17 protein-coding genes and 1 riboswitch are annotated in these 26,618 nt (G+C 37.3%); of the genes, 11 read left to right on the forward strand and 6 right to left on the reverse strand.

Annotated features, from left to right (window positions below):
- The first annotated feature begins 95 nt into the window (after positions 1–95).
- The 6 genes from SB679_RS04725 (at position 96) to SB679_RS04750 (ending at position 7,391) form a co-directional block, all read left to right on the forward strand.
- On the forward strand, positions 96–1,355 hold the full coding sequence (locus SB679_RS04725; RefSeq protein WP_410701054.1) for a hypothetical protein: 1,260 nt from the start codon (positions 96–98) through the stop codon (positions 1,353–1,355).
- A gap of 205 nt (positions 1,356–1,560) precedes the next feature.
- Positions 1,561–2,001, forward strand: a complete 441-nt coding sequence (locus SB679_RS04730) for a transposase (protein ID WP_410701055.1) — start codon at positions 1,561–1,563, stop codon at positions 1,999–2,001.
- A complete protein-coding gene (locus SB679_RS04735; protein ID WP_410701056.1) occupies positions 1,994–2,221 on the forward strand; it encodes a hypothetical protein in 228 nt (75 codons plus the stop codon). The genes SB679_RS04730 and SB679_RS04735 overlap by 8 nt, the downstream gene beginning before the upstream one ends.
- A complete protein-coding gene (locus SB679_RS04740; RefSeq protein WP_410701057.1) occupies positions 2,196–2,522 on the forward strand; it encodes a helix-turn-helix domain-containing protein in 327 nt (108 codons plus the stop codon). The genes SB679_RS04735 and SB679_RS04740 overlap by 26 nt, the downstream gene beginning before the upstream one ends.
- Before the next feature lie 262 nt (positions 2,523–2,784).
- Positions 2,785–2,880: riboswitch (SAM riboswitch) on the forward strand.
- An 83-nt stretch (positions 2,881–2,963) separates the two neighbouring features.
- The gene (locus SB679_RS04745) at positions 2,964–5,879 is read left to right on the forward strand and encodes a SusC/RagA family TonB-linked outer membrane protein (RefSeq protein ID WP_410701058.1); all 2,916 of its coding nucleotides are present in this window, start codon (positions 2,964–2,966) and stop codon (positions 5,877–5,879) included.
- Positions 5,880–5,897: 18 nt separating this feature from the next.
- Positions 5,898–7,391 carry a RagB/SusD family nutrient uptake outer membrane protein gene (locus tag SB679_RS04750; RefSeq protein ID WP_410701059.1) on the forward strand — a complete coding sequence of 498 codons (1,494 nt, stop codon included), beginning with the start codon at positions 5,898–5,900 and terminating at the stop codon, positions 7,389–7,391.
- Positions 7,392–7,544: 153 nt separating this feature from the next.
- Here the strand turns inward: SB679_RS04750 and SB679_RS04755 are convergent, their stop codons facing one another.
- From SB679_RS04755 to SB679_RS04780, 6 genes are all read right to left on the reverse strand, one after another.
- Positions 7,545–8,150, reverse strand: a complete 606-nt coding sequence (locus SB679_RS04755) for a hypothetical protein (RefSeq protein WP_410701060.1) — start codon at positions 8,148–8,150, stop codon at positions 7,545–7,547.
- A 4-nt stretch (positions 8,151–8,154) separates the two neighbouring features.
- Entirely contained in the window at positions 8,155–8,907 is a 753-nt protein-coding gene (locus SB679_RS04760; RefSeq protein WP_410701061.1) for a hypothetical protein, read from the reverse strand.
- 169 nt (positions 8,908–9,076) lie between these two features.
- Positions 9,077–9,322 carry a hypothetical protein gene (locus SB679_RS04765; RefSeq protein ID WP_410701062.1) on the reverse strand — a complete coding sequence of 82 codons (246 nt, stop codon included), beginning with the start codon at positions 9,320–9,322 and terminating at the stop codon, positions 9,077–9,079.
- Positions 9,323–9,329: 7 nt separating this feature from the next.
- The gene (locus SB679_RS04770; protein WP_410701063.1) at positions 9,330–16,088 is read right to left on the reverse strand and encodes an RHS repeat-associated core domain-containing protein; all 6,759 of its coding nucleotides are present in this window, start codon (positions 16,086–16,088) and stop codon (positions 9,330–9,332) included.
- A 103-nt stretch (positions 16,089–16,191) separates the two neighbouring features.
- A complete protein-coding gene (locus tag SB679_RS04775) occupies positions 16,192–16,680 on the reverse strand; it encodes a T9SS type A sorting domain-containing protein (protein WP_410701064.1) in 489 nt (162 codons plus the stop codon).
- 54 nt (positions 16,681–16,734) lie between these two features.
- Positions 16,735–17,589 (reverse strand): cell wall anchor protein, encoded by an 855-nt coding sequence (locus SB679_RS04780; protein ID WP_410701065.1) that lies wholly within the window; start codon positions 17,587–17,589, stop codon positions 16,735–16,737.
- A gap of 209 nt (positions 17,590–17,798) precedes the next feature.
- Here SB679_RS04780 and SB679_RS04785 point away from each other — a divergent pair, with 209 nt between their 5' ends.
- The 5 genes from SB679_RS04785 (at position 17,799) to SB679_RS04805 (ending at position 26,553) form a co-directional block, all read left to right on the forward strand.
- Positions 17,799–18,122: a DUF6660 family protein gene (locus SB679_RS04785; protein WP_410701066.1), complete on the forward strand. Its 324-nt coding sequence runs from the start codon at positions 17,799–17,801 to the stop codon at positions 18,120–18,122.
- A 261-nt stretch (positions 18,123–18,383) separates the two neighbouring features.
- Positions 18,384–22,745 carry a CusA/CzcA family heavy metal efflux RND transporter gene (locus SB679_RS04790; protein ID WP_410701067.1) on the forward strand — a complete coding sequence of 1,454 codons (4,362 nt, stop codon included), beginning with the start codon at positions 18,384–18,386 and terminating at the stop codon, positions 22,743–22,745.
- Between the two features lies 1 nt (position 22,746).
- Positions 22,747–23,988 carry an efflux RND transporter periplasmic adaptor subunit gene (locus SB679_RS04795; RefSeq protein ID WP_410701068.1) on the forward strand — a complete coding sequence of 414 codons (1,242 nt, stop codon included), beginning with the start codon at positions 22,747–22,749 and terminating at the stop codon, positions 23,986–23,988.
- Positions 23,989–24,127: 139 nt separating this feature from the next.
- Positions 24,128–24,547, forward strand: coding sequence for a Fur family transcriptional regulator (locus SB679_RS04800; protein WP_410701069.1), 420 nt, complete (start codon positions 24,128–24,130; stop codon positions 24,545–24,547).
- A gap of 356 nt (positions 24,548–24,903) precedes the next feature.
- Entirely contained in the window at positions 24,904–26,553 is a 1,650-nt protein-coding gene (locus SB679_RS04805) for a heavy metal translocating P-type ATPase (protein ID WP_410701243.1), read from the forward strand.
- The last annotated feature ends 65 nt before the right edge of the window (positions 26,554–26,618 follow it).

A 26,618-nucleotide genomic window follows, 5' to 3' on the forward strand; every position in this document is an offset into this window, starting at 1 on the left:
AGGATATAAATGATCTAAAAACACAAATGATGATTTCTTGAGAAAAGTTTTCCTCAAAACTTTTCTCAATTTTTAACTTAAAAACAAATTCAAAAATGAAAAAAACAATATTATTACTCGCAACCATTGCTTCGGTATTTATGTACTCCCAAGTAGGTATTAATACCGTAAATCCCCAAGGAACTTTCCATGTAGATGGATTGAAAGATAATCCTTCAACAGGTGCTCCAACCGCAGCACAGGGATCTAATGATTTTACAGTAACCTCAACAGGTAGTGTAGGAATTGGGACTGCAGCGCCTAATGCATCGGCAATTCTTGATGTGAATGTAGATGGCTTGGCTACTGGAAGTAAAAAAGGGTTTTTAGGCCCTAAAGTGGCTCTGACTTCTCAGATAGATCAGGCTACAATACCTTCACCAGCAGCAGGTTTGCTTGTGTATAATTTAGGAACAGGTGGACTAAGTTATGTAGGGTATGTATTCTGGAACGGTACAGAGTGGAGAACGTTTAATAACGGCTCTCTTGCAGCTGGAACTTTGGGGGCTATTACCTGTAATGGGGTAACATTATCTCCGGGGACTTATACTGCCGGAACACCCTATACCGGGACAATGACTGTTCCTTATACCGGAGGAAACGGAGGTACTTATCCGGCACAAATTGTAGGTCCTGTTAATGGGCTTACAGCAACGCTGGCTTCCGGGAATTTTAATTCAGGATCAGGAATCCTTAGTTATACAGTATCAGGAACGCCTACTGTATCCAGTCCTACACTGACTACATTTCCGTTAAGTATTGGAGGACAGACTTGTAGTGCTACAGTAGGAGGAGGAACTGTGATTGCTCCTGGAGAGTTGGTATATTATCATACTTCAATTCCACGTCAGACAGCAAATTTTATTTTAAGCCAGTTTCTTACTGATCTTCCAGTAGTGAACAATACGTTTAGAGTTGATGCTTTTGTCAATGCTCCAAATGCATTTGATAATACGGGTACTAATACCAATTTTGTTCCACGTATTTATAATATAACCGCTGCAAATGCAAAAGTATGGGTTTCTGAAGTATCTACATTTACCGGAGATGCATCTACCGGAAACAGATTGCTGGGACCGGGGAATTATGCTGAGTTTGATGATGGTGTATACCTTTCTCAGGGAGCTAATGAGACGGTGACATTAGATGTTACTACAGCAGATAACAAATGGTACAGAGTATATTATGTATTACGTATAGATAACAAATCTACGACAGGTACCCCAGTCAACGGTAGAGATCAAAATCCCACTACTGATGCTAGTACTGCAGATAATACTTTGGAAGTTTACATATCAATCCAGAGATTATACTAACCATTTTTATAAATTTTTGGAAAGAGGAACTATCAAAAGTTCTTCTTTCCTGTTTTCAATATGTTGAAAGATTGATTATAAAATAACTTGAATACAACGTTTTCTAAATTGTATCATTTATGTTTACAAGGAAAATTGTCTGGATTACATGGGAAATCTTAAAGAATAAAATCAGAAGAGAGCTAAAGGAATAAAGATAGATAGAATGAAATTTAATTTTAAAAATATCCACATTGGGAGTTGTATAAAAAAAAGAGTTGAAGAGATGGAGATTGCAATGGACCGTATCTGTAATTTTCACAAAACTACAGAGGATGAAATACTTGCTATGTATACCCAGAAAAGTCTTGATTCGGAAGTTCTTCTGAAATGGAGTAAACTTTTGGAATATGATTTTTTTAGGATCTATACTCAGCATCTTATTTTATTTGCTCCTGAAAACAACTCACACATCAATACCTTATCTAAAGGTGAAGCGTCTCTTCCTAACTTTAGGAAAAATGTTTATACCAGGCAGGTGGTGGATTTTATTTTAGAATTAATTAATACAGGACAGAAAACGAAGCATCAGGTGATTGAAGAATATAGAATTCCTAAAACAACACTTTATAAATGGGTCAGTAAATATAATGATGGCAATGAGTGAAAAAGGAAATAAATATGATTATTTATTGAACCTGAATAAAGAAAAAGTGATAGAATTGCTGGGGCATGAATTTAACTTCTATCCGGCTAATACCTGGACTTATGTTCTGGAAATAAAGCGTTTATACAGAAAAACAGTTATGTTTATATTTTTTGAAAATGAAAAAGTCTCTACAATAGAAATAAAGAAAATATATGGAAAAATTAGCACCAAATTATAAAAAAATTTTTCAGGATATTATTTCTAATAAATATCCTGAAAAGTCTGAACGCTGTCGTTCTATTTTGCAAAAAAAGGTTTTATCTGTGTTGGATGTTATTAATCTCAATCAAATGATCTTTGCCACCGAAGATCAGGGGACAGCTGAATTCAGCCGTAAACAAAGATCTTATGATGAATCTTCTATTCTTGAAATTTTAGCATATCAAAAAAGAAACGGATATAATAACACACAGGTTGCCAGTAAATTTAAGTTAAGCAGAAATTCTGTAGCAAAGTGGAAGAAAATATTTAATCAATAAAATTTGGAATTTAAGAATTATAATTGAACTTTAGTAAAAGATAAAATGACGTCATTGACGTCATTTTTTTGTTTCATGCTTAAAATTGAATTATTGATAATGATATATCTCATATTTGTAAAATTGACAATCGGTATAAGTGTCTATTTTGGTGGTTTTTAAAATAAAATTAAGTTAATTTTTGTGAAATTATAATTAAAAAATAAGTAGTCTACTTGTTTTATAGACTAATTGTTTTTAGATTTGCAACCATATTTCGATCGGCTTATAAAGAAAGATGGAGGGAACTGACCCTGTGAAGTCTTAACAACCTGCACTATGCAAGGTGTTACATTCAGCCTTAAAGGAAAAATAAGCAATTGGTTAATCGTATTTATCGATGCCCTTTGCTGACTTTTCCGCAAAGGGTTGTTTTTTTAATATTGATAAATAAAATTGATTATGATTAGTGAAAAATTAATTAATTCTAGAATTTGGATTCCACCTGTTGCTGTATTTTTCCTGGGAATTATCAGTGCAAACGGGCAGACAACAAAGGCTAAAAAAGATACACTCCAGGCAAAGGAGATTGATGAAGTAGTAGTGGTAGCTTACGGAAAGGCTAAAAGAACAAGCTATACGGGATCGGTAGCAACTATTTCAAGTGATAAGATTAACAACAGACCTGTGAATAATATCACGAAAGCTTTAGAAGGGCAGGTTGCGGGACTTCAGGCAGTAAGTTCTTCAGGTCAGCCTGGTTCAGTGGCTTCTGTCAGGATTCGTGGAATTGGGTCTGTGAGTGCTTCAAGTGATCCGTTGTATGTCATTGATGGAATTCCTTTTGACGGAAATATCAATACCATAAGCCCGAATGATATCGAGTCGATCAGTGTCTTGAAAGATGCTTCTGCAAGTGCGCTGTATGGATCAAGAGGAGCTAATGGAGTGATTCTGGTGACAACAAAATCTGGTAAAAAAGGAGAGTCGAGAATTAATTTTAACATGAGCCAGGGATTTTCCTCAAGAGCGGTAAAAGATTACAAACAGGTGAGTACGGATCAGTATTTCCAGTTATATTGGGAGGCTTTGAGGAATGGCTATCAATCCAATCTGATTTCAGCTCAGCAGGCTGGGCAAATGGCCACAGATAATCTTATTAATGCTTTGGGGATCAATCCTTATGGAGCTAATTATTCAAAACCGGTAGGAACAGACGGGAAACTTCTGGCGGGAGCAAAACCGTTGTGGAATGACAATTGGGCCGATGTTCTTCAAAGAGTAGCTTCCAGGAATCAGGTTGATTTAGATTTCAGTGGCGGAAGTGAGAAAAGCAATTATTATTTTTCACTGGGATATCTTGATGATAAAGGGATTGCGATTGAATCCGGTTTTAAAAAATACAGTACCAGACTTAAAATCAATTCTGAAGTCAAAAAATGGTTAAATGTCGGTGCGAATTTAAGTTACACGAATAGTATCCAGCTGTCTCCATCTTCATCAGATTCCAGTTCGGATAATATTATCAATGTAGGACGTATTATTCCTTCATTTTACCCTTATTATGAAAGAAATGCCGATGGAAGCCAGAAACTGGATCTTAATGGAAATCCTATTTTTGATTTTGGATCATACAGACCTACCAGTGCTTTCCAGAACCAGAATTTAGCGGCAACTTTACCTTTGGATAAAAATGAAAACAGGGAAGATAACTTTTCCGGGAAAGGGTTTTTAGATTTTAGTTTTTTACCTGAACTGAAGTTTAAATCCAGTTTTTCTGTTGATTTGGTGAATTATAACGGGCATTATTATACCAATCCGCTGTTGGGGCAGGGAGCCGAAATCGGAGGTTCTGTGACGAAAACAAACTCCAGGACGTTTTCTTATACCACCAGTAATATTTTAACGTACGATAAAAAATTTGGGCAGCACCATTTTAATGCGTTAGCAGGGCAGGAGTTCTACCACTATGAATATCAGACGATATCAGGAAGCAGAAGCCAGTTCTCACTTCCCTATTATTACGAGCCTGCTGCAGCATCATTATTAGGAGGTTTTACCGGGAGCAGTGACAAATTAGGACTATTAAGTTTCCTTGGGAAAATAGAATATGATTATCAGAACAAATACTTTATTTCCGGATCGGTACGATCTGATGGTTCTTCCAGATTTTCACCGGATAACAGATGGGGAACTTTCTGGTCAGTGGGTGGTTCATGGAAAGCATCCAGCGAAAATTTTATTAAAGATTTGAATGTCTTTAATCAGCTGACCCTTCGTGCAAGTTATGGAGGTCAGGGAAATGATAAACTGAAAACGTATTACGCGTATCAGAGTTTATATACTTTCTACAATAATCTTGGAGAACCGGGAACAGTAGCGAATAAACTTCCTACACCAGATTTGAAATGGGAAACGAATATTAATTTGAACGTTGGATTAGAGTTCGCTATTTTAAATAACAGAATTAAAGGAAATGTAGAATATTTTAAACGGGAGAGCCAGGATTTATTATTTGAAATGCCTTTGGCTCCTTCATTAGGATTTACAGGTTTTCAGGCGAATATCGGGAAACTGCAGAACTCAGGTTTTGAATTCTCATTGTTTACGACTCCGGTTAGGACGAAATATTTCGAATGGAATGTTGATATCAATCTGAGTACTTTAAGTAATACAATCACCAAGCTTCCCAAAGGTTCCATCATTAGCGGAACAAAGCTGCTAAGAGAAGGTGGTTCGGTCTATGATTTCTATCTTCCGACCTGGGTTGGGGTAGATCCAAGTAATGGAAAACCTCTTTGGAAGACGATTATTACGGATGCCAACGGACAGACTGTAGAAGGGACAACGTCTGAAATAGGGAAAGCTACGAGAGAAATTCAGGGTTCATCGCTTCCAAAACTGGTGGGAGGAATTACTACGAACCTTGCGTACAAAAACTTTGACTTATCTGCCTTGTTGACTTTCAGAATTGGGGGTAAAGTGCTGGATACGGATTATACTTCAATCTTATCGGGTGGAAATTTACCGGGAAGGGCATGGAGCGAAGAAATGCTTAACCGCTGGACTCCGGAAAACCGATATACTGATGTTCCTGCTTTGAATACAACCACGAATAACTGGACGTCTGCTTCGTCAAGATTTTTATATTCTGCAACCTATGCAAGACTGAAAAATGTGAGTATCGGATATACGCTTCCGTCAGATTATTTTGAGAGACTGGGACTGAAAAAATTCAGAATTTATGTACAGGGAGAGAATCTTTTAACCTTCTACAAGCATAAGGGAATGGATCCTGAACAGACCTTAGATGGAACGACGTATTACAGGTATCCTGCTATGAGGACGGTAACTTTTGGAATTCAGGCAACTCTTTAATATCTTAAAATTGAAACAATGAAAAAAATTATATATATATCTTTTGCTCTAGCGGCTGCATTATCTTTTGTAAGTTGTGAAAGTGACCTGGAAACAGCACCAACCAATCAGGCGAGTGAAGAAGAGATCTTTAAAACGGCGGAAAGTGCTGAGACGGTTATTAACGGAGCTTGGGCAACCTTTAATGATGAGGGAACAACCTTTGCGAATATTGGGTATTCAACCGTGTTGAGAACCAGTGATGCGATGGGAAGTGATGTAGCTGTGTTAACGAATAAATACGGTTTTCCTTCTGCGTATGCATTCACGGATTTGGTTAATAATACGGGAAGCAGGCCTCTTTTTATCTGGAGCATGTTGTATTCTACGATCAATAATATGAATAATGTGATTGCGAGAATTGACGCAACGGAAGGAAGCCAGGATAAGAAAGACCAAGTGAAGGGCCAGGCAAAAGCATTGCGTGCTTTCTGTTATCTGAATCTGGCGAGCTTTTATCAGTTCAGCTATTTGAAGGATAAAACGGCTCTAGCGGTTCCCGTTTATACAGTACCTACCACAACGGGATCTGTAGGAGGAAAAAAAGCGAGTCTTGAAGATATCTATACTTTGATTAAAACAGATCTGTCCGAAGCGAGTAATCTGCTTCAGAACTACACCCGAAACAATAAAGATAAAATAGACCGTTCTGTGGTCAACGGATTGCTGGCAAGAACTTATCTGAACACCGGAGAATGGTCTAAAGCGATCACTGCTGCGCAAATAGCAAAAGCAGGATATCCGTTAATGACTCCCGAAAAATATAAAGAAGGATTTAACGACATCAGTAACGGAGAATGGATCTGGGGGCACGGTCAGACTGCGGAGCAGTCGGGAGAGAGCTATGCATTCCATTATCTGGATGTTTCATCTTCAGGAAGTTATTATTACAGTTTTATGGCTGATCCTTATTTTAAAGATTTGTTTGATACCAATGATATCCGGTATTCTTTGTTTTCATGGGACGGACTTCCGGGAAGGGAAGGGCTGCTGAGATATGCGAAGTTTAAATTTAAAGCCAATCTTATTGCTGATATTGTATTCATGAGAGCGTCAGAAATGTATCTGATCGAGGCTGAAGCTGAAGCAAGAAATGGGAATGTTACGAATGCTATAGCTGTTTTAAACCAGTTGAAATCCGCAAGGCATGCCAATCTTTATACAGGATCTCTAGCGCAGAATGACGTCATTAAAGAAGTCTTGATTGAAAGAAGAAAAGAATTGTTTGGCGAAGGGTTCTCATTATCCGATATTATCCGAACGCAGGGAACAGTGGTAAGAAAACCTTACACGAATGCTGCCGGACAGCCTATTCAGGTGCAGATAACCACCCCTTCCGGAACCGTAAAAACCGTCAATGGAAGAGGACACAGCATTTTTGCGTTCCCTGACCAGACCGCTTTTGCACCGAACAGCAGGTATTATCTGTTCAGTATTCCTCAAAAGGAAATTGAAAATAATCCGAATTTGTAATAGAGTTGATTTCTCATATAAGGGGGTAAGGGCTTCAGATGATTCTGGGGCTCTTGCTTTTTTCAGGGTTTAAGCAAAAAGGAAGCTACCAAGTAGCTTCCTTTGTTTATGGATTAGTGTTTTTTTACTTTTTTTGAAAATGAAGTTATTTTTTTATTTAACTGTAAAACTAATTTCATTTGAAAATAATATACCTTGGTAAACATTATAATTATTTAACGTCAATTTTTCAATAAGCGAACTATATGAATGTTTTTTAAATTCAAGAGTATCTACAGCTATTGCTAGTTGTAACTTATATTTGGCTCCCTTTTTTAATCTATAATTTGCATTATAATAAGAATTAATGACAATTTTATCCTCACTCTGTAAATAAATGTTATTGACAAAGTTATTTCTATAATAAGATATCCAGCTTAATGTCTTGTTATGAAACTCAGGGATCTTATTTCTTACTATAGAATCCTGTTTTACTTCATCACTTAATTGGCTTGGATAGTATGAAACCTCCGTATCTTCAAGTTTACTACCATCAATATTTTTAAAAATCATGTAAATGCCATTGTTTTTAATAAAATTTACTGTAGTGTATTGTAAATTTCTATTGTTGATGGGGAAATAGTAATTTTTTTGACTATTATTTATTATTTCAAATTTTAATTTATTATTTTCATAATTCAATATGTTTAATTTAACATCTTGCTGTTTTTTACAACTAGAAAGAGAAATTATTAGTAATCCGGCTATTATATTTTTCATATAATTAATTATTAAATTTATTATAGTAATCCGGTAAAAACGATCGCCAACCAGTTGCGCCTTGTCCCCATGCTTTACTCCATTCCCATGATCTAATTTCATCCATAGCATTTGCTTTTGAAGGCCCCCAAGTATTTATCCATTCAGAATAGTCTCCACTTACCTGTGAAAAAACATGCATTAATTCGTGTCCTAAAGTTAAAGCTAAACTTCTATTATTAAAATAAGCTATTCTTGCTAATTTAATAAGGCCTGTTTTCCCTCTAAACGTTGTCATTGCTTTGGCTTTAAATTTATTTCCTTTTTCGTCGATAGCATGTATCTCATAATTTTTTAAAGCGTATAGATTTACTGAACCTCCTGATTTAATTATTTCATTCAATAGCCTTGATAATTCTGGGATTTTTAAAATTAATTTTGCTGCTGCTTGTGCAGTTACTTCTGGTTTTGCATTACTTGCTTCTTCATTACCGTAAGCTTTATTAATTTCTTCATCTATACGGTTTATTACATCTCTCATGACTAGTGAGCTTCTTAATGTGTGTAATTCATGGTTTAACCCTGCAACAATTCCACCAATTCCAGCCCCTTCCCAGAAATTTCCTCCTGTTAGTTTTGAGCCAACTCCACCAGATAAAGCACTAAATAATATATTTCCGACTCCAGTACTACCTACAATACCTGTGAAAGCAGAAGAAGCTAGACTTCCTAATGCTCCAGCTACAAAGGATTGCTCAAAATTGTTTCCTCCCTGCATTAAAGATAAAGTTCTTCTGGGACTCCAGTAACTGGATAAAAAAAGGAATATACACAATTATCGAATACTTTTATCCCCAAGAAAAAATTAAAGATTTAGTCCAGCAGAACGGAGCATTATAAACTTATTCCTCGAAATTCAGGAGATTATTTTTAACAAATAAATGCATTTATTTTTTTATTAAAGAAACAGGATAAAAAGCAACCAAAGAAATGAAAATTATATAAAGAGAAATTTTCTTATGAGTGTCTATTTTCTTTTTTAACTCTTCCGCTTCTTTAATTCTTTTTTCAGTTGGATTTAATCCTTCCAATTGTGTTTCATATTTTTCGGAAATGCATAAATTAAGATAATTTAAACCTAATCCTATTATTAAAGCAAATAATATTATCATTAAAATTTTTTTAATTCTCATAACTTATTTATTTTGGGCCCCAAAGATGTTGAGAAGGATTATATCCTTGTTTATAATATTCTAATTGTTGAAGATCATATCGTAATCCTGCAGGTGTCTGGGCAGGTTTGATATTTGCTCCACCAGAGTTTAGTGCTTTGTATGTAATTGTTGTGCAGTTATTTCCTCCCGGACCCATTAAATTATATTTATCAATTGCTCTGCCATATTTATAATACCCATCCTTACCTGCTAGCGGAGTTCCCTTATTGTATCGTTCATTATAATATGCTTTTACTTTTGCTCCATCAACTTTTACAGAATATTTATCAGTTGGGTATTTGGCATTTCTTTCTGCAATAAAATTAGAGGCATTTTTGCCCTCTAATTTCAACAAGACACCATCTCCTAAAGGAGCTAAACTTCCTGAAGCTGGCGAGTAGCTACCATCGTATCTTCCGTACGAATAAACAACTCCATCTATTTCAATAAATACGTGACCTACACCATCTGTCTCAATATAAATATTTGCGGTAGATTTTGTCTGTGTTGCATGCATTGCGTGATTTAATCCAGCAACAATTCCACCTATAACAGCTCCTTCCCAGAAATTCCCTCCTGTTAGTGAGGATCCAACTCCGCCAGATAAAGCACTAAATAGTATATTTCCAACTCCAGTACTGCCTACAAAATCTATGTATGCTGAAGAAGCTAAACTTCCTAATGCTCCAGCTACAAATGATTGCTCAAAATTGTTTCCTCCCTGCATTAAAGATAAGGTTCCCTGTACAAAACCGTGTACTCCTGCTTGTACAGTACTTAATCCTATCCTTGCTAAAACAGGTCCTAATGCCGTACCCTTAATCGTTTCGAAAGCAGTTGAGAATACAGTGCCTATTCCAAATGTTATGGCTCCCGATACGGCACCAATAGTTGTTGCTTTAAGAAAGCTTCCAATATTCCAATAATCTCCTGAAATTAAAACGCCTATTGAATATGCTGTTCCCCCAACAATAGCGGCAATAATCACAGCAGATAAAAATTCTCCCAACCCAAAAAATTCTCCCGTAGGATCATTGTACATCAGTGGATTATTCATTACATACCCATACTTATTGTAGTTTTGGGTATTGGTAGGATCCTGAATGTTTTCATCTGCATTTAAGAATCTTCTCAGCAGTGGATCATACAATCTTCCATTCATATGGATGATGCCTACCTCTGCAAAATGCTCATGGCTGGTGTATCCTCTTTCTGTTAATAACGGAGTTGTGTCAATAATATTTTTATCGGTGATCACAGGTCCATTTTCAATCTGAAGATGGGTGAAATTACCCCAGGCATCAAAATGCCTCTGTTCCAGTTTATTTCCCGCCTCATCACTGATGGCTAAGATACTGCCTAAATAATCTTTATGCAAAAATTTATAAGATCCATTGGTGTCATCATAATTTTTAAGATACATAATATTACTTTCATAAGGACTTCCCCCAATATAGATTATGTGCTTTTCTTTCCCGGTTGTATTGTCTTTTACAATTTCAAAACTTCCGTCTTCGCTGTAGAATTTTGTAAACTTACCTTCCTGATCAGGATCGAAATTCCCTCCGTAGCTTACTTTCTGCCTCATGCTCGTTAAGCCATACTGAAAAGCAACATCTCCTTTTTCCCCATTGATAAATACCGGATCATTGTTCTCGTTATAAGCAATGCTTTGTATCAGGTCATTGTTGTAGTTTTGAGTACCTGCGGCATTCAATGTCATTCCTGTTGGCTGGTAGATCTTGGCAGCATTTTCATACTTAATGGTTCCTACCTGATCGTTTTCAATGATTCTTCCTTTTATATCATAAATGTTTCTATTGACTGAAGGCTTGATGCCGGTTACCGGATTAGTCCAATTGACCAATCGGTTATTATCATCATAATCAAATGATTCTACAATATTAAAATCGCCTCCTGTTGTTCTGCTTTTTAATTCATTTTTAATCGCATCAAATGAGTAAGAAAGCTGTAATATACTTGGCTTAGCATGTGATGAATGATTAGTGGTAATTAAAAATCCGTTTGAATCATAGGTGTTATTAATAACTGCAGCCCCAAGCTTAGTTTTAAGGACCTGACCTTTAGCGTTAAGCTCGTTAAGCTCCCATAATACTTTCCCTGAGTTTTTATCTTTAACCTGGTATAAGTCGCCATTCCAGCTGCTGTAGATATTTTCTATGGTAACTTTTGTCAGTACTCCTGATGAATAAAGGTTTTTTTCATAAGAAATCACTCTTCCTTTGTCATCGTAAGTGAGTCCTTTTTGGATAAAATATTTATCATTGCTGCTTTCAGATGCCGATAGCATTCTCCCCTGAGGATCATAGAATACATTTGAACTGTATACCTTACCTTTGGATGTACCGGATTTTGTAATGATTCTTCCTTTATTGTCATAGGTATAGGAGATCATCTTATTGGTTGCCTCCCCACCGTCTGTGGTAGAAATTTCTTTTTGTGAAATAACCTGTCCTAAGGAATTATAAGTATATTCTTTGGTTCCTTTTGGACTTATAGTTTTTTTAGGTTGTCCGAACCCATCATATTCATATTTATAAGTTCCATTAGAGGGATCATTAAATTCTGATTTTCTTCCCCATGCATCATAACGGGTCGTTACAATGTTTTCAGCATATTTAGCCTGAATCTGTTCTCCTGCTGCATTATATGAGAAATTGATTGTACCGCCTTTATCCGTAGTGGAAATCGTATTTCCCAGTGCATCAGTTGTCTTGGATGTAGTTCGTCCATAGCCATTTGCCTCTTTTATAGTAGTCGTATTTCCTGAAACAGATGCTGTAGTCTCTTTAGTGTTGAATAATACCATTCTTACTTTGGCGGGGAATACGGTGTCATCATATTCTGTTACATTCCATTGGCTGGCAGTTTGTCCCTCAAAATAAGGCTCGCTTTCTTTGATTTTTCTCCCCAATACATCATACTGGGTTTCTTTTGAGATGTATTGTCCCTGTCCAAAAGCTTTAGTGGAAGTTTTATAATCCTGTCCAAGCTTGTTTGTAAATTTCTTTGAAATATTACCATCGGGATCGTATTGAGACATAATAACGTTGGAGTTATTATCTTTCTCGTATTGATAGGTTGTTGTTCCCCCAAGATTACTTTTAGCAGTCAATAGTTTCCCCCACTTATCATAGGTGTTTCTAATGCTATTTCCTAAAGGATCAGTCTGAGTAAGAATCTGCCCTAAGTCATTGTAGGTAATATTGGTTTCTAATCCTAAATTATCGATTTTCTTTTCTACAAACCGACCTTTAGATTCATATTGGGCTATGGTAGTTTGGGTTTGGGAATCAACACTGTTGCTGATAACTTTTTGCGTTACATTTCCGAAACCGTCATAATTGTATGTTTCCTGTGTATATCCCGTATTATCTCTGTTCCAGGTTTTAAGTGTTTTAAGCAGATTATTTTCATAAATATATTCTTCCTTAGCCGATTTGGTGTCACCATATGCTTGTACAGCGTCAGTTTTAGACTTTGGACGTCCAACATAATAGTCTACACCAATACCTGATAAGTTATGGATGTATTCAAGGGTGGAGGTTTTTATAGCATAACCATTGTTAACGTTAGATACTGTTTGTGCCGGAAGATAATAATCACCATATGTTATCGTATTGTTGGTAACCGTATTGGTTAGGAAGTCTTTCACTAAGGCTGAAACAGGAGTAATAGCGGTTACAATTTTTGGTTTATCAGAATCTTGTACGGTAGTAACGATTTGCCCGTTTAATAATTTATCAATCTTGTAAACACTGGACTTGAACGAAAGAAGCTGTGTATTATTTTCCGAAATATCATTAGGAAAAATTTTAGACTCATCCGTTGTTCTGATCGACCATTCTTTCATAGGGAGAGCATCGTGTATAGGGTCAATCTGAGCTCCAGCCCATATTTTTGTATTTTCAAAACCGTCCTTATACCATGATGAACGGGCACTTTGGGTAAATCCAAGAATACCACGGCCCTGAAAATGAGCGGTAAGGTCTCTGTATCTGAAGTCCTGCTTTCTTCCTTCCTGGAGAAGCTGTGTAACTACTGTTTTAGAAGGTAAGTTTTTCAGATTGGCATAAGGATAAACAAGAGTATCATTATTTGACTGATAAAAGTTCGAAGTATTGCTGTTGCCTGAATCTAAATCATTATATGAAATATCAGTTGTTATACCTCCCTGTGAAATACTGCTTACTGTATATTTCTGGGGAAGATTGAAATAATCATAAGTAAACAAGGATGTATTTCCGTGTTTAATCATGATAAAGCGGTCGACATTATAGATTCTCGCAGAAATATTGATGGGGGTAAAGTGAGCATCATTGGATGATAGAATGTTATCAGTATATCCCTCTCTGAAAACAAGATTTCCTGTACTGTCACCGCCCTCATTAATCTTAATTTTTAAATCAAACATGGAATCTCTGTTGGCCCCAAGATTATGTTTTCTAAATGTTTCAGATTGTACGCTGATAAAGTCATCCTTCCCGTCACCATTGACATCTTTAACAATATTATAATTGATAATCTGCCTCTTTAAACCTGAGTTACTGCTATAAGGTACTTTTCTATACGTGGCAAAATCAGGCATATACTGCTCCTTAAAGGTATCGTTCCCCATATTGGTATAGAACCTCCAGTTTCTGGTTTCGTCAACGTCTTTTTCTGGGACAGCAAAATCAACTTTTCCATCCCCATTGAAATCCCCATACACTAAGCCTTCTTTTTCTCCGTTGAAATCAACTAAAACGGCACTTCCCATTAGATTTCCGCCTTTAGCAAGTATATAGAAATAGCCGTTTCCTCTATCAATAAAATCTGTTGTGCCATCTGCATCGATATCTATCAGATCAATTTTATCAATACTTTTTCCGATGCCTAGCTCAGTAAGTTGATTAGAAGAGGGTGCATCAGAAAATAAGTCAATGACATAATTACGGTAATACTCATCACATGTTGTCTCTACAGTAGGGATTTGATTATGGCTACCATTGTATATATAAGTGGTCGTACATCTTTTATTATCCGCTGAGAAAACAAGTTCTGAAATTTTATCTCCGTTAATGTCGGCCTCTTTAAAAGAACCTAAATAGGTGCTTACATCTTCATGTCCTTCAAACAAGCCTGGATTTGGAGGGTAAACACCGGTCTGATCGTAAAGACTAGAAAGGATTTCTTTCTGTTTAACGAGTGTTAAAAGATTGTTTTTTAAAATATATGCTTTAAGAATAAGCTTTTTAGAGGGTAAAGGATCATTACTTTCTTTATAAGTTACAATCCCTTGATTGGTAGATAGTTTTTGGTTGCTATCAAGTATTCCGCCTACAACAATACCGTCACTTAAATTTTCATCAGAAACCTTTACCGGGGAAAGCCCTCCGTCTAATTTGTTGAAAACGATATAAGTACCGCTTGACATGGGTTCTATATAAGCTCCCTGGGTTATACAGTTTCCATTGTCATCAGTTTCTATACAGTCATAGTATCCTGCACTTCCTGTACTATAATATAATAGATCCACTCTGCCATCTCCATCAAAATCACCTAATTTCTGATCCTGGGAAATTAAATTGGTGTCCAGTCCTTCTTTATTGGCTATTTGAGGTATCGATGGTTTATAAAATTTTACAGGATTAGCAAATTGATCACCGTCAGCCTGTTCAGATATACTTTCTACGAATTGATATTTTGAAATGGAAGAATCTATAGCATAATTTATATTATATTTTTTAAATAAACTATTATTCGTATTTACAGTAATATTGCTGAGTAATTTCCCCTGAATGAATAGCTGCCCGTTAACATAGAATGTTTCAGTAAGCTCTCGGACTCCATAAGTAAAATCAATCTCATTGAAATGCGCTTTATTCAATGGCTCATTGCCGCCCCACAATATTGAGGAAATAACAGAAACATTATTGCTATGAATGTAGTTGTAAGTAATATAATTACCCTTTATATCTTTCCATTTAACAATGTTATATTCTATAGGAGTTCTTGCCGTACTTTCTCCGGAAGTTGTTGATCCATACCATGCCTGAGAACCGTCCTCAAAAGTTATTTCCCAATATTCAGGCCCCTTCCAGGGTTTGCCACTAATGCTTCCTATTGATTTGATTTTGATGTTAGAATATTTTTCGGTGGTATACTCAGCTCCGTCTTTACCATATTCTCCGGACTTTATAATAAGCCTTTGCCCGTTGAAACTATAATAGTCTGAATAATCCAGCTGTATACCTTTAGAATTTCCATCTTTTTCAATGCTTCTCCCCATTCTTGCAATAGCTGTTACACCGGAAATATTCCAGCCATAACCTGCAATCCCATTCCCGGAACCACTAGTATAAACAAGATTTACTTGTGGTGCTACACTTTTTACACCAGGAGGCAATGCAACAGGTAATGAAAACTGCAACTGTCCACTTCCGGAAACGTCGATATCTCCTTTGGTATCATGAAATTTGTTATCTGCTGTTTCTGTTGTTCCCGAAGGATTTGTAGCTCCCGCTCCAGAATCTATAGGTCCTCCTCCCGGATTTTCTGTGCCAGGACCAATTTTAGCAACAAAAGGATTAGAAGTCGCTGATGTTGCGTGGAAGCCCTGGGCAAGTACTACTACCTGAGGATCCTGAACTGTACGTGATGTGTTTTCCGTCTGGTAGAGTATGGTCTGTGAAAAGCCCAATACTGAACATAAAGACAGTATAAAAGATGAAAAAAATTTCATATTTGTAATAAGAATAATGATTAATAAATGATGCTATAAAACTGTAATTAAAGAAGGATGATTTTCAAACCTTTAGATTCTTTAATTTTCAATTTTGAACAATCTACCTCTTCGTAATATTTTTGCCGAAGACTCTTCCGTCTTTTAAGGTAAAACGGAGAATATAGACTCCCCAATCATAACCGGACATATCAATTTTGAGCTGGCGGTTAAGACCAGAAATATTCTGTTGTTGGAATTTCCAGTGAACGGTGCTGTGCTGATAAATAGAAACAGATTCAATCAGGTTATCTGCTTCTTCAGTCCAGTCGATCGTAAGGAAATTATTCACAGGAACAGGGTAGAGCCTGATCTGTTTCCAGAACGTTTTTTCATCCATAGCAGGTGCAGCCTGCATAAGGGTTGCTGTTTTTACTTCCGGAATGATAGTTTTTGCTTCTGTTTTAGTTTCTTCAGGAGCTTGTTTTCCGGCAGAGTTAGGTCCTCTGTATCGTTGATTTCCCGTTTCGTCATATTTGAAGTAAACTTCAGTCTGCGAAAAGCCTAGAAAACCTATCAATAAAGAAAATAGAGAAAGTATATTTTTTTTCATCTTGAGAGTAAATTATTGAGATATTAAAGTATAATGAACTTTGAAAATCTTATATTATTTTTGTTCAGAAAGAAGTTTTTCAACCAGTTTCTCAAGTTTCTCAACTTTTTCAGACTGAAGCTTTAACTTTTTATTCTGCTCTATAGAATAAAGGGTAAGTTCTTCTATTTTTTCCAAAAGTTTAGCATCCATTTCACCTAGATTGATCCCGTCTTCTTCTACTTCTTTCGCAGAAGGAATATTAGGAAGATGGCCTTTTTGCTCAATGTGTTTCTCGACTTCTTCCAGAGATCTCAGTTGATAGTCTTTCTTAAAAACATAATCTGCCCATCCGTTCGCAGCTGGATTTTCTACCTTCACTTGTTCAGCTTTTATCCCTTTTCTCACATAAAAAATATAGTTAGGATCACTGTCATATTGATCAGTACCGACGGTTACTTTCCCGGTATTGAAAATTACAAGGCTGCTTTTATGGACAACATCAGAAAATTTTATTTTTGTGATTCCCGGTGAATTCGGAGTGGTAACATCTCTATTGGGATCTACAGCATTATCGTTAGGCATATGGAATTCCATATTCTTGCTACCTCCCACACTTCTAATTACAAGGTCTGATGGGACAGCCCAAGTAGAAAAACAACCATTGCATAATACACTTACAATCTCTAACCTTGCTCCCACTGGTGCTCCGGGTGCAATCCTGCTTCCTATACTAATACCGTTTCCATTAGAACCTGCTAATAGTCTTAGTCTTTCGATATTATTAGTTTTAAAAACAACTTCTTGATCATCAGTTGTCCCTATGAAGTTGTTTGTTGGGATTGTTCCGGAATTTCCAGTAAGATTCCAGGATTGTGCGAAAGTAAATGTTGAAAATAACAAAGCAGCCGCTAATAATCTTATATTCATTATAGTTAAAATGTCTTAAATTTTGAGCGCAAATATAATGAAAAAATCACGGTAAGAAGATTTAAGTTGCTTATTTGTAGATATTTGTGTTTGTTGTTGGAATTGTTAAATAATTGTTAATTTTTTATTAATAATATTGGTTTTATTTCAAATTTATTCTATTATAAGCAGTAAATTACTTTTAGAAAAAAATCTCTACCTTTGTCCATATGAACCTATTGAGACTGCTCTTAGCATTTTATTTCATGGCATTGACACTGATGCCTTGTGAAGATGTGCGCGGTCCTTCAGGTTCAGATGATACAAAATTGTCATTAAATATCCAGGGATCCCATTCCAAAGATAAAGGCGATATCTGTTCGCCGCTTTGTGTTTGCAGCTGTTGCCAGATTACCGTTTCGGCTTTCAAAATGGTTTCAGTAATAGACATTCCGGTGCAGATGAATATGTACTTTTCTAAGAAAATTCTTTTTCAGAAAAATAATTTCGCCTATCAGGTGTACGACCATATCTGGCAACCTCCTAAAATTTAATTGTATTGCTTTTAGAAACATTTGCTTTCTAAATGATGCTTGAAACTTTGCAATTCCATTGCAGAGAACTTCATGGTATTTTTGCCTGCTGTTATATGAATGACAGTAAGTATTTCGATAAAATTAAATTGATTATCTGCCTAAAAGCTTTTCTGCTTAAGGCACCTTGGTGCAATATGTTAGGTCAAACCCTCATATTAATATTGTCGTTTAAAAAACGCCTCAAAGCCATGTAGATAATCACAAATTAAAACCCAATTTGTGTTAGATAAAATCATTAAATTCAGTATCAATAATAAGATCGTCATTGGAAGTATGACCCTATTATTGATTATCTGGGGAGTTTGGAGTGCTACCAGGCTGCCTATAGATGCCGTACCTGATATTACCAACAATCAGGTGCAGATTATTACAGTATGCCCCACCCTCGCAGGGCAGGAAGTGGAGCAGCTGGTGACATTTCCCATTGAACAAAGTATTGCGAATGTTCCCGATATTGAAGAAACCAGAAGTATTTCAAGATTCGGACTTTCCGTGATTACAGTAGTTTTCAAAGAAGATGTCGATGTCTATTTTGCCCGTCAGCTGATCAGTGAAAAATTAAAAGAAGCGGCAGAAGAAATTCCCAAAGGAGTAGGAACGCCTGAAATGGCTCCTGTAAGTACAGGGCTTGGAGAAGTCTATCAGTATATCCTGCATCCAAAAAAAGGAAGTGAAAATAAATATAATGCCAAGGAACTCCGCAGTATGCAGGACTGGATCGTACGGAGACAGCTGAACGGGACACCCGGCGTTGCTGAAGTCAACAGTTTTGGGGGTGAATTAAAACAATACGAAGTTGCCATTGATCCTGATCGCTTAAAAGCCATGGGAGTAAGTATTACAGATATTTTTACTTCTTTGGAGAAAAATAACCAAAATACAGGCGGAGCTTACATTGATAAAAAACCTAATGCCTATTTTATCCGTGGAATAGGGATGGTATCGTCACTGGAGGATATTAAAAATATTGCCGTAAAAAATGAAACGGGAAGTGTGCCGATCTTTATAAAAAATGTTGCGGATGTGCGCTTTGGAAGTGCTGTCCGTTATGGGGCCATGACCTACAACGGAAAAGTAGATGCAGTAGGCGGTGTTGTAATGATGCTGAAAGGCGCCAATAGCAGTGAAGTAGTGCAGAATATCAAAGATAAAATTCCCAACATTCAGAAATCCCTTCCGGACGATGTCGTGATAGAACCTTTTCTTGACAGAACCGATTTGGTGAGCCGGGCTATTAGTACTGTTGAAAAGAACCTGGTTGAAGGTGCCCTGATCGTTATTTTCGTGCTTGTTGTTTTCCTCGGAAATCTAAGAGCAGGGTTGATTGTTGCCTCAGCTATTCCTCTTTCGCTGTTATTTGCATTGGGGATGATGAATGTGTTTGGGGTAAGTGCCAATTTAATGAGCCTGGGGGCTATAGATTTCGGGCTTATTGTAGATGGAGCGGTTATTATTGTAGAATCTACGCTGCATTTGCTTCAGCATAAAAACCATAAAAATAAACTTACGCAGGTCCAGATGGATCAGGAAGTAGGAACAGCGGCATCCAAAATGATGAACAGTGCCATATTCGGGCAGATTATTATTCTGATCGTATATATTCCGATCCTTACGCTGGCAGGAGTAGAAGGTAAAATGTTTACGCCTATGGCTAAGACCGTAGGATTTGCGATTATCGGGGCGACCATTTTATCCGTTACCTATATTCCGATGGCAAGTGCGCTGTTTCTTTCAAAGAATATCCAAAATAAAAAAACAATCAGCGACAAAATGATGGATGCTTTGCAGGGAATATACCAGCCTTTGTTGAAGAAAGCCATTCAGTTAAAATACATAATCGTATCAGCAACTTTTTTCATTTTTGTGATTACGGTTTTCATCTTTAAAAATATGGGTGGAGAATTTATTCCTCAGTTACAGGAAGGAGACTATGCGTTCCACTGTATCCTGCCCCAGGGAAGTTCATTAAGCCAGAGTATTGAAACCTCTATGCAGGCTTCCAGACTTATCAAACAGTTTGATGAGGTTAAAATGGTGGTGGGAAAAACAGGTTCTGCCGAAGTTCCTACCGATCCGATGCCTCCCGAAGCGACTGATATGATTGTAGTATTGAAGCCTCAAAGCGAATGGAAATCTAAAAAATCCTATGATGAGTTGGCCGATGAGATCAGTGAAAAATTGGAAAATATTCCCGGAGTATTTTTTGAAAAAAACCAGCCGATACAAATGCGTTTCAATGAATTGATGACCGGAGTACGACAGGATGTTGCCGTCAAAATTTTTGGAGAAAATCTGGACTCACTAGCAATATATGCCGATAAAGTAGGAAGGGCTATTCAAACGGTGAAAGGAGCAACTTCCCCTCAGATTGAGCGTGTAAGCGGTCTTCCGCAGATTAATGTTGAATATGACAGGACAAGAATGGCCAATTACGGATTGAATATTGAAGAAGTCAACAATGCAGTAAGTACGGCATTTGCAGGAAAAAGTGCAGGCCAGGTGTTTGAAAATGAAAGACGTTTTGATCTCGTAGTCCGGTTGGACAGCCTTCACAGAACAGATATTAAAGATGTGAATAATCTGATGATCTCCACCAATTCAGGAGCACAGATTCCCCTTTCTCAGGTTGCTAAAATCAGCTATAAGCTGGGACCGGCGCAGATCAGCCGTGAACAGGGAAAACGAAGAATTGTAGTAGGTTTTAATGTAAAAGACCGCGATGTAGAAAGTGTAGTAAAAGATATTCAGGTGAAACTGGATAGGGAAATACAATTACCGTCCGGATATTATTTTACCTACGGCGGACAGTTTGAGAACTTACAGGAAGCAAGCAAACGATTGATGATTGCTGTTCCGGTTTCTTTATTTCTTATTTTTATGCTGCTGTATTTTACTTTCCGCTCCTTGAAGCAGGCAGGCTTAATTTTTACTGCTATTCCGATGAGTGCTATCGGTGGGGTTTTTGCCCTTCTTATCAGAGATATGCCTTTCAGCATCAGTGCCGGAATTGGATTCATAGCCCTTTTTGGAGTGGCCGTACTTAACGGGATTGTTTTGATTGGAACATTCAATCAATTGGAGAAAGATGGTGAAACAGATGTCTTAAAGAGAGTATATGAAGGAACAAAAAGCAGATTAAGACCCGTATTAATGACAGCAACGGTGGCTTCCTTAGGTTTCTTACCAATGGCAATTTCTACAGGTGCGGGAGCGGAAGTTCAAAAACCTTTGGCAACGGTAGTCATCGGCGGATTGGTAAGTGCTACCTTCCTTACTTTATTTGTACTTCCGATGTTGTACATTATTTTTAATTCAAAAATATCAGGGACTTTTGGTAAAACAAAATTGACTACTGCCGTGGTACTGCTTGGATTTTTATGCCTTGGACAGACTTTTAAAGCACAATCAACAACGATATCCGTAGAACAGGCCATGGAAATAGCTGCAAAGAATAACCTGACCCTACAATCTAAAGAGTTGGGCATCCAGTCGCAGGAAGCGTTGAAACAGACCGCGAATGAACTTCCTAAACTCAATTTTAACGCGCAGTTAGGCCAATATAACAGTCCGAAATTCGATCAGTCATTCTCTATTTCGCAAAGTGTTCCTTTTCCTACGTTGTTCAAAGCCAGGAAAGAATTAATTAATGAAAATATTAAAAGCAGACAGATTGAAAAAGAAATATCTGTGAATGAATTGATGAAGCAGGTTCGCACATATTATTATCAGATTGAATATCTCCAATATACTCAATCGAAGTTGAGTAACCTCGACAGCCTCTACCAGGATTTTATCAGAATTGCAACGGTGAGATTTAAAGCCGGAGATGTCAAAAAGATCGAAATAAATACTGCGGAAACTCAGAAAGGGGAAATTAATCTTCTGTTAAAGCAGAATGAAGTCTACCTCAGCAATGCTTATAAAAATTTAAAGACACTGTTAAATACGCCACAGGATATTGAGATCCCTGATCAAAAAGGCTATGAACCGCTCAAAGTGCAAATGGTTCTGGATAGTACGGCTATTGCAAACAATCCTTCTGTAAAAGCTTTATACCAGGAAATGGAAATTGCCGAGAAGAATAAAGACGTGGAAAAATCAATGGGGCTTCCTGAATTTACAATCGGATATACCAATCAGTCACTTACAGGACCCGGTATCAAAAACGGAGTGGAGCAGTATTTTAATGCTTCAAACCGTTTCAATTCCGTAAATCTTGGAGTTTCAATTCCGCTGACATTCGGTGCCACCAAAGCAAGGATTCAGTCGTTGGAATATCAGAAACAGATGGCCGAAATGAATGCAAAACAACAGCAGAAACAGCTTTCGGCGCAATTGGAAAATGCTTTTAACCAATACCGGCAGGATGTACAGCAGTATGAGTATTATGTCAATCAGGCAATTCCTAATGCTGAAAAAATAGTAAAAGCAGGCCAATTGGGGTATAAAACAGGAGAAATCACGTATGTGGAATATCTTTTTGCCCTTCAGACAGCTACGAACATTCAATTAAAATACTTAGAATCCATCCAGCAGGTCAATCAATCTGTAGTGACGATTAATTCAATACTTAATAAATAATATGAAACTGAAATATAATAGCATATGCCTGGTAATCATTTCCTTGTTGATCATGAGCTGTGGAAAAAAAGAAGAATCAACGGAGAAATCTGCTGTAAAAACCGAGCAGAATGAAAAACATAATGAAGAAGTAGCGCCAACCATTGCGGCCCTGACGGAAGAGCAAATGAAGTCTGTTGGAATCACTTTAGGCTCAATAGAAATGAAAGAATTGACCTCTACCATTAAAGCAAACGGCCTGCTGAGGGTTCCGAATAATAATAAAGCAACCATCACTTCTTTGTATGGAGGCATTATTAAAACCTTAAACGTTCAGGTTGGAAGTTTTGTAAAGAAAGGACAAATAATTGCATCCATCGCGAATCCCGAATTTATCCAGCTTCAGGAAGATTATCTTACGGTAAACAGCAGAATTACCTTTGCCGAACAGGAGTACAGAAGACAGAAAGAACTTTTTGATAATGATGCCGGAGCAAAGAAAAATCTTCAGAATGCCGATGCAGAGCTAAAAACACTAAGAAGCAGGAAAGCGTCTTTGCAGAACAGACTTCAGATGATGGGAATCAACCCGGGAAAAGTTAGCAATGGAAATATGAGATCCGGTTTAGTTATTACAGCTCCGATCAGCGGAACGATCAGCAGTATTTCTGCACAGATAGGAAGTTATGTGGATGTGTCATCGCCCGTTGCGGAAATCATAGACAACAGTTCAATACACCTCGACTTGCAGATTTTTGAAACAGACCTTCCCAAAATGAAAGTAGGACAGATTGTTCATTTCAAACTGACCAATAATCCGGAATCAGAATATGATGCCCGAATCTACAGCATCGGATCCTCTTTCGAAAATGAAAGTAAAACAATTTCAGTGCACTGTGACGTTACCGGAAATAAAGCAGGACTGATCGACGGAATGAATATCACAGGGATTGTAAGCCTCGATAAAAGCACAACAGCAGCTGTCCCTAATGAAGCCATCGTAGATGCGGAAGGTAAAAACTACATCTTCGTACAAACCGATAAAAAACCGGAAGAACATGAAGAAGCCGGAGAAAAAGAAGGGAAAACGAAAGAGCATGCGAAAACCATCAATTTTGAAAAGATAGAAGTCGTAAAAGGAACCTCTGATGTAGGATATACAGCCATCACTCCCGTAAGAGCGATCCCATCTGATGCAAAAATCGTAGTGAAAAATGCCTTTTTTGTAAATGCGAAACTGGTAAATTCAGGAGAGCATGAATAAGGGAATAAGACGTGAATATTCAGGTTCTGATAGCGTATAATCTCGGTTTTTATGCCTAAATTAGAGTTGTTTTATCAGGAAACAGTATTCCGTTTTATGATTAATTTCATGAAATGTATTCATTAATTAAACCATCAAAATGAAAAAAGAAATTGAAAATAAACTCATCGATAAAAATACCAAACCTACAAGCATGAGGATTTTGGTCTACGATTTTTTACGTTCTCAGGAAAGTGCCCTGTCCTTATCCGAAGTGGAACATCACTTTGAAAATGCCGACAGGACGACCATTTACAGAACCTTAAAAACCTTTGAGGAAAAAGGAATTGTGCATAGTATCCAGGAAAATACCACTACAAAATATAAATTGTGTGATGACGGCTGCAACGAAAAAATGCATAAAGACTGGCACCTTCATTTCTACTGCAAAATCTGCAAACAGACCACATGCAGAGAAGATATTTCTTTCCCTGAAAACACAAAGACCAATTTCAGAATTGATGAAATAAGGCTTTTTGCCAAAGGAATCTGTGAACACTGTCTTGAAAGTTTGCAATAGTATTGCATGAAGTTTACCCTTAATTTTGTTTAAAATTATCACGTATGGAAGCGCATAAAATGCCAAAAAACAGCCACGAAAAAGATCACGTTCATACCGAAGGAGATGGACACGATCATGATCATTCTCACGACAATACAGATAAAACGGTCTTTCAGATGTTCCTTCCTGCAATAATCTCCCTAGTATTATTGCTGTTGGGAGTAGCGCTGGATAATTATATACCAACAGAATGGTTCAAAGGATGGGTTCGTATCCTATGGTACGGAGTTGCCTATATCCCTGTAGGAATACCGGTATTGAAAGAAGCTTTCGAGAGTATTACTAAAGGAGACGTATTTTCAGAATTCTTTTTAATGGGAATTGCTACAGTGGGAGCCTTCGCTATCGGGCAGTATCCTGAAGGAGTTGCCGTAATGCTTTTTTATGCCGTAGGAGAAGTATTTCAAACCATGGCGGTGTCCAGAGCCAAAGGAAATATAAAAGCATTGCTGGACCAACGTCCAGATGAGGTAACGGTAATGGAAAACAACCAGCCAAAAACCATTAAAGCAAAGGAAGCGAAAATTGGAGATACCATTCAGCTGAAAGCGGGCGAAAAGCTGGCATTGGATGGTGAGCTGATCTCAGACTCAGCATCATTCAATACCGCTGCCTTAACCGGAGAAAGCAAACCTGATACAAAAAACAAAAATGAAGCGGTGCTTGCGGGAATGATTAACATGAATGGGGTAGCATTAGTAAAAGTTACAACCGCTTATGAGGACAGTAAACTGAGTAAGATCCTGGAAATGGTACAGAATGCTACTTCACAGAAAGCTCCAACCGAACTGTTCATCAGGAAATTTGCGAAAATATACACTCCTATTGTAGTCATCCTTGCTATTCTGATCTGCCTGCTGCCTTACTTTTTTGTGAGCGATTATCAGTTTAGAGACTGGCTGTACAGAGCATTGGTTTTCCTTGTGATTTCTTGTCCTTGTGCATTAGTGATCTCAATTCCTTTGGGATACTTTGGAGGAATAGGAGCTGCCAGCCGTAATGGAATCCTGTTTAAAGGAAGTAATTTCCTGGACAGTATCGCAGAAATCAAAAATGTAGTGATGGATAAAACAGGAACAATGACAGAAGGAGTCTTTAAAGTTCAGGAAGTAAGCATTACCTCTGAATTTAATAAAGACGAAATCCTGCAAATGGTCAATACCCTGGAAAGTAAAAGTACACACCCTGTAGCAACTGCAATCCATGAGTATGTTGGTGATATCAACCATTCTATTCCCTTAGAGCATATGGAAGAAATTGCCGGGCATGGTCTGAAAGCAACCGTTAACGGAAAAGAACTGTTGGTAGGAAATTTCAAGTTGATGGATAAATTTAACATCAGCTATGATCTTAATCCTGCTCATATCGTATACACCATCATTGCCATTGCTTATGATAAAAAATTTGCAGGCTACATCACGATTGCAGACAGTATAAAAGCAGACGCCAAAGAAACCGTTGATAAACTTCATAAGATGAATGTAAAAGCAACAATGCTGAGCGGAGACAAAAGTACTGTGGTGAAATTTGTAGCAGAGCAGCTGGGTATCGATAATGCATTTGGGGATTTATTACCCGAAGATAAAGTGAATAAAGTCAAAGAGATCAAAGCAAAAAACCAGACAGTCGCTTTTGTGGGGGACGGGGTGAATGATGCTCCTGTTGTTGCCTTAAGTGATGTAGGAATTGCAATGGGCGGACTCGGAAGTGATGCCACCATTGAAACCGCTGATGTCGTGATTCAGGATGATAAACCAAGTAAAATCCCAATGGCGATCAACATTGGTAAACAAACCAAAAAAATTGTCTGGCAGAATATCATCCTCGCATTTGTCGTGAAAGGGATCGTACTTATTTTGGGAGCCGGAGGGTTGGCAACCATGTGGGAAGCGGTTTTTGCAGACGTTGGAGTCGCTTTACTGGCCATCCTGAATGCCGTAAGGATACAGAGAATGAATTTTTAAAATAAAGTCAAGAATTCACAGATGCTTTTATGAAAGCACAAAATTCAAGGCGATGATGAAGCTCC

The organism is Chryseobacterium sp. SIMBA_029 (assembly GCF_046535275.1).
In the GTDB taxonomy this organism is placed as follows: domain Bacteria; phylum Bacteroidota; class Bacteroidia; order Flavobacteriales; family Weeksellaceae; genus Chryseobacterium.

Coding starts and splice junctions, on each gene's coding strand:
- SB679_RS04725 (WP_410701054.1), top strand. CDS start 96: ATGAAAAAAACAATATTATTACTCGCAACCATTGCTTCGGTATTTATG.
- SB679_RS04730 (WP_410701055.1), top strand. CDS start 1,561: ATGAAATTTAATTTTAAAAATATCCACATTGGGAGTTGTATAAAAAAA.
- SB679_RS04735 (WP_410701056.1), top strand. CDS start 1,994: ATGAGTGAAAAAGGAAATAAATATGATTATTTATTGAACCTGAATAAA.
- SB679_RS04740 (WP_410701057.1), top strand. CDS start 2,196: ATGGAAAAATTAGCACCAAATTATAAAAAAATTTTTCAGGATATTATT.
- SB679_RS04745 (WP_410701058.1), top strand. CDS start 2,964: ATGATTAGTGAAAAATTAATTAATTCTAGAATTTGGATTCCACCTGTT.
- SB679_RS04750 (WP_410701059.1), top strand. CDS start 5,898: ATGAAAAAAATTATATATATATCTTTTGCTCTAGCGGCTGCATTATCT.
- SB679_RS04755 (WP_410701060.1), bottom strand. CDS start 8,150: ATGAAAAATATAATAGCCGGATTACTAATAATTTCTCTTTCTAGTTGT.
- SB679_RS04760 (WP_410701061.1), bottom strand. CDS start 8,907: ATGCAGGGAGGAAACAATTTTGAGCAATCCTTTGTAGCTGGAGCATTA.
- SB679_RS04765 (WP_410701062.1), bottom strand. CDS start 9,322: ATGAGAATTAAAAAAATTTTAATGATAATATTATTTGCTTTAATAATA.
- SB679_RS04770 (WP_410701063.1), bottom strand. CDS start 16,088: ATGAAATTTTTTTCATCTTTTATACTGTCTTTATGTTCAGTATTGGGC.
- SB679_RS04775 (WP_410701064.1), bottom strand. CDS start 16,680: ATGAAAAAAAATATACTTTCTCTATTTTCTTTATTGATAGGTTTTCTA.
- SB679_RS04780 (WP_410701065.1), bottom strand. CDS start 17,589: ATGAATATAAGATTATTAGCGGCTGCTTTGTTATTTTCAACATTTACT.
- SB679_RS04785 (WP_410701066.1), top strand. CDS start 17,799: ATGAACCTATTGAGACTGCTCTTAGCATTTTATTTCATGGCATTGACA.
- SB679_RS04795 (WP_410701068.1), top strand. CDS start 22,747: ATGAAACTGAAATATAATAGCATATGCCTGGTAATCATTTCCTTGTTG.
- SB679_RS04800 (WP_410701069.1), top strand. CDS start 24,128: ATGAAAAAAGAAATTGAAAATAAACTCATCGATAAAAATACCAAACCT.
- SB679_RS04805 (WP_410701243.1), top strand. CDS start 24,904: ATGGGAATTGCTACAGTGGGAGCCTTCGCTATCGGGCAGTATCCTGAA.